The following is a 6,441-nucleotide window of genomic DNA, read 5'->3' as shown; positions in this document are numbered from 1 at the left end:
GGCTCCGCCGGTGGGCGCGATGACGTTGAACTCCAGCACGAGCCCGAGGGTGAGCAGGCTGACCATGTTCATGACCTTGATCAGCGGATTCACGGCGGGGCCGGCGGTGTCCTTGAGCGGATCGCCGACGGTGTCGCCGGTGACCGCGGCCTTGTGGGCCTCGCTGCCCTTGCCACCGTGGTTGCCGTCCTCGATATACTTCTTGGCATTGTCCCACGCGCCGCCGCCGCTCGTCATCGAGATGGCGACGAACAGGCCGGAGACGATCACCCCCAGCAGCAAGGCGCCGAGCGCGGCGAAGCCGTTCGCCTGCCCCGCCACCGCGCCCACCGCGAAATAGACCGCGACCGGCGCGAGTACGGGCAACAGCGAGGGGATGATCATCTCCTTGATCGCCGCGCGCGTCACGAGGTCGACCGTGCGAGCGTAATTGGGGCGGCTGGTGCCTTCCATGATGCCGGGATTGGAATGGAACTGGTCGCGCACATCGACGACCACCGCGCCCGCCGCGCGGCCGACCGCCGTCATCCCGAACGCGCCGAACACGAACGGCAGCAGCGCACCGAGCAGCAGCCCGACGATGACGTAAGGGTTGGAGAGCGAGAAATCGACCGCGAGGCCGGGGAAGAACTCCTTGAGATCGGCGGTATAGGCCCCGAACAGGACGAGCGCCGCCAGCGCGGCCGAGCCGATCGCATAGCCCTTCGTCACCGCCTTGGTGGTGTTGCCGACCGCGTCGAGCGCGTCGGTCTTCTCGCGCACGCTGTCGTCCAGCCCCGCCATTTCGGCGATGCCGCCGGCATTGTCGGTGACCGGGCCGTAGGCGTCGAGCGCGACCACCATCCCGGCGAGCGCCAGCATCGCGGTCGCGGCGAAGGCGATGCCGATCACGCCCGCGAGCTGATAGGCCGCGACCACCGCGACGACGATCACCAGCGTCGGCAGAGCGGTCGATTCGAGGCTGATCGCCAGCCCCTGGATGACGTTCGTGCCGTGGCCGGTGACGCTCGCCTGCGCGATCGACTTCACCGGGCGGTAGTGCGTGCCCGTATAATATTCGGTGATCCAGACGAGCGCGCCGGTCACGCCCAGGCCGATCAGCATCGACCAGAACAGGTCCATGCCGGTGAAGGCCCCCGCGCCCGCCGCGACCGCGCCCGCGACATCCGGGCCCGCCGCCTCGCGCGCGCCGCCGATCACGGCATGGAGATCGCCCAGCGCCCATTGCGTCGCGAAATAGATGGCGATCGCGCCGAGGATCGCCGACACCCAGAAGCCCTTGTAGAGCGCCCCCATGATCGAGCCGTTGCGCCCGAGCCGAACGAAGAAGGTGCCGATGATCGAGGTGACGATGCACACGCCGCCGACGATCAGCGGCAGGCTCATCAGGCGCAGCAATTCTTCCGCCGTGCCACCGACGAACAAAGCGATCGAGACCATCGTCACGCCGAGCGTCACGACATAGGTTTCGAACAGGTCTGCGGCCATGCCCGCGCAATCGCCGACATTGTCGCCGACATTGTCCGCGATCACGGCGGGGTTGCGGGGGTCGTCCTCGGGAATGCCGGCCTCGACCTTGCCGACCAGATCGGCGCCGACATCGGCCGCCTTGGTGAAGATGCCGCCGCCCAATCGCGCGAAGATCGAGATGAGCGAGGCGCCGAAGGACAGAGCGACCAGCGCGTTGACCACCGCGCGATCGGTCGGCGCGTGGCCGGCGGGGCCGACCAGATACCAGAAGAAGGTGCTGATCGCGAGCAGCCCCAGCCCCGCCACCAGCATGCCGGTGATCGCGCCCGCGCGGAAGGCGGTGGTGAGCCCGCCCTGCAGGCTGACGCGCGCCGCCTCGGCCGTGCGGACGTTGGCCTTGACCGAGATGTTCATGCCGACGAACCCGGTCGCGCCGGACAGCACCGCGCCGAGCACGAAACCGACGGCCGAGACCGGCCCCAAGAACCAGAAGACCAACGCGGCGACGATCACGCCGACGATCCCGATCGCGCTATATTGGCGCGCGAGATAGGCGCGCGCGCCTTCCTGCACCGCCTCCGCGATATCCTGCATCCGGGCGGTGCCGGCGGGCTGGCGCAGCACCTGCGCGCCGGTAACGATGCCGTATAGGACGGCCAGCAGCCCGCAGGCGACGGCCAGTTGCACGATCAGCATTGCCTCATCCCTAATCAAGGCGGCTCTTCGTCCGCATTATGGGCGGGATGCTAGTGAGACTCGGCAGGCCCGGCAAGCGAGCGGAAACAGTCCGGAAACACGTGCGCCGCCGCGCCCGATCGGACCCGCGCCGGGCTATGCGCCATGTTCGTAGCCGAGCCGCGCGGGCAGCGGCAACGGCCGGCCGTCGCGCAGCAGGACGAGCCCCTGCCCCGCGCGAAAGCGACCGATCGGCGCAAGCGGCGCGAGGCCCGGCGCGAGCGTGAGCGCGGCCGGCCCCGCGACCAGCAGCTCGTAATCATCGCCCGCCGACAGCGCGGCGATCCGGTCCCCGCCCGCCACGGGCACGGCATCGGCGTCGATCTCGGCCGCGAGCCCGCTGGCCGCCGCCATCCGGGCCGTGTCGATCAGCAGCCCGTCGGAGACGTCGGCCATCGCGTGCGCAACGGGCGCGAGGAGGTGCCCTTCGGCCAGGCGTGGCGTCGGGCGGCGATAGGCGTCCAGCCATTCGGGCCGGCCGGGTGCACCGTCGCGCGCCATGGCGAGGCCCAGCCCCGCCGCGCCGATCCTGCCCGTGACGTAGAGAATATCGCCCGCCTGCGCCCCCGATCGCGCGGGAGCGTGGTCCGCACGGCCCAGCGCGGTCAGCCCGAACTGGCGCGCGCTGCCCGTCGGCACCGCGACCGTGTCCCCACCCAAAAGCGGCACGCCGACCCGGTCGAGCACGTCCGCCAGCCCGTCGGCGAAGGCCATGTCCCACGCGGCGTCCGGCGCGAGCGGATAGCCGAGCAGCACGCCGAGCGGCTCGGCTCCCTTCGCGGCGAGATCCGACAGGTTCACCGCGACCAGTTTCCAGGCGATGTCGGCGGGGGGATCGTTGGCAAGGAAATGCACGCTTTCGACCAGCATATCGTGCGTCGCGACGAGCAGACCGTCCCCGCGCGGCAAAACCGCCGCATCGTCGGCAAGACCGCGCGCGGCGGGATCGCGCGCGATCGCGGCGAGCCGGGCGATGAAGGCGCGTTCGCGGGACATCGGGCTGCCCTCCTACGGCGCGATCCCGACGCGGGGAAGCGCGCGAGGCGACTCAATCCGGATTCGCGCGTTCGGTCCCCAAAGGGAGCGATGATGGCGGACACGGATAGGCACGATCACGGACGGCAGGCGACCGGCCCGACCCATTTGCCGCGCCACGCCTGGCGGGAAATCCTGAAGCGCGCATGGGTGAAGACGGGCAACGACAATATCAGCCTGATGGCGGCGGGCGTCGCCTTCTACGGCTTCCTGTCGATCGTCCCGCTGATGGGCGCGCTGGTGATGACGTACGGCCTGATCGCCGATCCATCGACCATCGCCAGCAACATGCAGACGATCATCCAGGTCGTGCCGCGCGAGGCGGCGAAGCTGATCCTCGACCAACTCGTCAACCTCGTCACCACCGCGTCGGGCAAGAAGGGGCTCGGCCTCGCCGTCGCGCTGCTCATTTCGCTCTACGGCGCGACGCGCGCGAGCGGGGCGATGATCATGGCGCTCAACGTCGTCTACGAGCAGCGCGAGCGGCGCAATTTCATCTGGACCACGATCCTGTCCTTCCTGCTGATCATCGGCGCGGTGCTGGTGGGCGTGATGGGCATCCTCTCGGCCTCGGCGATCGCGCTGGTCGGCCGGCTGGCGGAGGGGCTGGGCCCCGTGATCGGCTTCGCGATCAGCGCGACGACGTGGGTGATCGCGGGCGTGCTCGCCAGCTTCGCGATCGCCGCGACCTATCGCCTTGCCCCCGATCGTTCCGACGCGAAGTGGCGCTGGCTGACGATGGGGTCGGCGCTGGCGACGCTCCTGTGGCTGATCGCGACCCTGGGCTTTGGCGCCTATGCCGCGACGCTCGGCAATTACAACGCGACCTACGGCTCGCTCGGCGCGGTCGTGGTGCTGCTGATGTGGCTGTTCGTCTCTGCCTACGCCATCCTGCTGGGGGCGGTGATCAATGCCGAGACCGAGCGGCAGGTGGCGATCGACACCACTACCGGGCGCCCCCGGCCGATCGGCCAGCGCGGCGCGACCATGGCGGACGAGGTCGCCCCGCCCGCCTGAGTTCGTGTCCGCTTGTCCCTAACCGGCAGCCTCTTCTTCCCCGCTCGTGCTGAGCGAAGTCGAAGCACGTGCGGCAAGCGCTGCGAAGCGAGGCCCGTCCTTCGACTTCGCTCAGGACGAACGGAGGGTGTCGGCCTTCCGCCGACCTGCGCTACGCCGCCCCGCGGATCACTTCCAAGAAGGCCGCGCCATAGGCGTCGAGCTTGCGCGCGCCGACGCCGCTGATCTCGCCTAGGGCGCTCAGCGTGCGCGGACGGAGCGCGGCCATTTCGCGCAACGTCGCGTCGTGGAAGATGACGTAGGGCGGCACGCCCTGTTCGCGCGCGAGATCGCGGCGGCACGCGCGTAGCGCTTCGAACAGCGGATCGTCGGCCGCCGCGCCATCAGCCCCGGCCCGCGCCCGTGCCGCGCGCTTGGGCGGGAGCACGACCGCGACCGCCTCCTCGCCCTTCAGGATCGCGCGCGCGCCGGGCCCGAACGAGAGCCCGCCATAATCGTCGGCGCGCAGCGCGTCGCGGGCGAGCAAAGCGCGCGCGACCGGCTTGACCAGCTTGATCTCATCCGGCCCGGCGATGCCGAACACCGACAGGCGATGATGCCCCTGCGCCAGCACCTTGTCGGTCTCGCGCCCGGCGAGCACGTCGGCGAGATAGGTGACGCCGAAGCGCATTTCGGTGCGGAAGGCGGCCGAGAGCAGTTTGCGCGCGACCTCGGTCGCCTCGACCGTCGCGGGCGGGGCGAGGCAATTGTCGCAATTGCCGCAGGCGGGCGGCGGATCCTCTCCGAAATGACGCAGCAGGATCGCGCGGCGGCAGCCGGTCGCCTCGACCAGCCCGGCGAGCGCGTTGAGCCGCTGGCGCTCGCCCGGGCGGCGCGCCTCCTCCACCTCGCCTTCGATCCGGCGGCGCGCGCGGGCGAAATCCTCCGCCCCCCAGAAAAGGTGGGCAAGCGCGGGGTCGCCGTCGCGGCCGGCGCGGCCGGTCTCCTGATAATAAGCCTCGACCGACTTGGGCAGGCCGGCATGCGCCACGAAGCGGACGTCGGGCTTGTCGATCCCCATGCCGAAGGCGATCGTGGCGACCATCACCATCTCCTCCGAGCGGACGAAGGCGCGGGCATTGGCCTGACGCTGCGCGGGTTCGAGCCCCGCATGATAAGCGCGTGTCGGGCGGCCGGTGGCGGCGAGCGCGGCGGCCAGCCGCTCGGTCTCGGCGCGGCTCTGGGCGTAGACGATGCCGGGGCCGGGCGTGTCCGCGATCAGCGCCGACAACTGCCGGGGCAGACCGTCGCGCGGGCTGATCGCATAGCGGATGTTGGGCCGGTCGAAGCCGGCCAGGATCAGTCCATCGTCCGGGATGCCGAGCTGCGCGAGGATGTCGGCGCGCGTATGGCGATCGGCGGTGGCGGTGAGCGCGAGGCGGGGCACGTCCCCGCGCGCGTCGAGCAGGCCGCGCAACTGGCGGTAATCGGGGCGGAAATCATGCCCCCATTCGGACACGCATTGCGCCTCGTCGATCGCGAGCAAAGCGAGCGGCACGCGCCCGATCAGGCGGCGGAAGCCGTCCGTGTTCGCGCGTTCGGGCGCCACGTAGAGCAGATCGAGGTCGCCTGCCTGCAGGCGCTGGACGGTTTCCTCGCGATTGTCGTCGGCCGAGGTGAGCGCGGCTGCGCGAATGCCCGCCGCCTCGGCCGCGCGCACCTGATCGTGCATCAGCGCGATCAGCGGCGAGACGACGAGGCCCGTGCCCGGCCGGCACAGAGCGGGGATCTGGTAGGTGAGCGACTTGCCCGCGCCGGTCGGCATGACCGCCAGCGTCGCCTGCCCCGCCATCACGCGCGCGATCACATCGGCCTGCCGGCCCCGGAATTCGTGGAATCCGAAGGTGGTGTGAAGCGCCTCGAGCGGGGTCATCGGGGGGCTGTAGAGAGTTTGGCGGCGGCTTTGAACCGTTGCGTGGTGGGAGGCGCGCCGAGCGCGCGGAGAGTGGGAGCCGGCCCTTCGACTTCGCTCAGGGCGAGCGGAAATTGGCACCATCGATGGTCGGGCAGCGCCCGGCCCTCCGCCCGTTCGTACCGAGCGAAGCCGAGGCACGTGCCCCGCCCCGCACATGCGGGATGCAAACCAAAAAGGGCGGCCCCGGCATCCCGGGGCCGCCCTTCGTAAGGCCGTTCTGGCGAGGCGCT

4 protein-coding genes are annotated in these 6,441 nt (G+C 70.6%); 1 reads left to right on the top strand and 3 read right to left on the bottom strand.

The annotated features are described in order from the left end of the window. Both ACOJSF_RS01840 and thiL read right to left on the bottom strand, forming a co-directional pair. A partial coding sequence (locus ACOJSF_RS01840) for a sodium-translocating pyrophosphatase (RefSeq protein WP_420140536.1) occupies positions 1-2,166 on the bottom strand: 2,166 nt, incomplete at its 3' end. Positions 2,167-2,301: 135 nt separating this feature from the next. Next, a complete protein-coding gene (thiL, locus tag ACOJSF_RS01835; RefSeq protein ID WP_420140535.1) occupies positions 2,302-3,201 on the bottom strand; it encodes a thiamine-phosphate kinase in 900 nt (299 codons plus the stop codon). 90 nt (positions 3,202-3,291) lie between these two features. Here thiL and ACOJSF_RS01830 point away from each other — a divergent pair, with 90 nt between their 5' ends. Next, positions 3,292-4,257 carry a YihY/virulence factor BrkB family protein gene (locus tag ACOJSF_RS01830; protein WP_420140534.1) on the top strand — a complete coding sequence of 322 codons (966 nt, stop codon included), beginning with the start codon at positions 3,292-3,294 and terminating at the stop codon, positions 4,255-4,257. Between the two features lie 151 nt (positions 4,258-4,408). Here ACOJSF_RS01830 and recQ read toward each other — a convergent pair whose 3' ends face one another. After that, positions 4,409-6,169: a DNA helicase RecQ gene (gene recQ, locus ACOJSF_RS01825; RefSeq protein ID WP_420140533.1), complete on the bottom strand. Its 1,761-nt coding sequence runs from the start codon at positions 6,167-6,169 to the stop codon at positions 4,409-4,411. Positions 6,170-6,441: the final 272 nt, after the last annotated feature.

Source organism: Sphingomonas sp. (assembly GCF_048594985.1).
GTDB lineage: Bacteria > Pseudomonadota > Alphaproteobacteria > Sphingomonadales > Sphingomonadaceae > Sphingomonas_I.
Note: the sequence above shows the minus strand (reverse complement) of the source record. Positions and strands in the feature narration are given on the sequence as shown.

Excerpts from the sequence above, each read along its gene's own strand:
- thiL (WP_420140535.1), bottom strand. The coding sequence starts at position 3,201 with ATGTCCCGCGAACGCGCCTTCATCGCCCGGCTCGCCGCGATCGCGCGC.
- ACOJSF_RS01830 (WP_420140534.1), top strand. The coding sequence starts at position 3,292 with ATGATGGCGGACACGGATAGGCACGATCACGGACGGCAGGCGACCGGC.
- recQ (WP_420140533.1), bottom strand. The coding sequence starts at position 6,169 with ATGACCCCGCTCGAGGCGCTTCACACCACCTTCGGATTCCACGAATTC.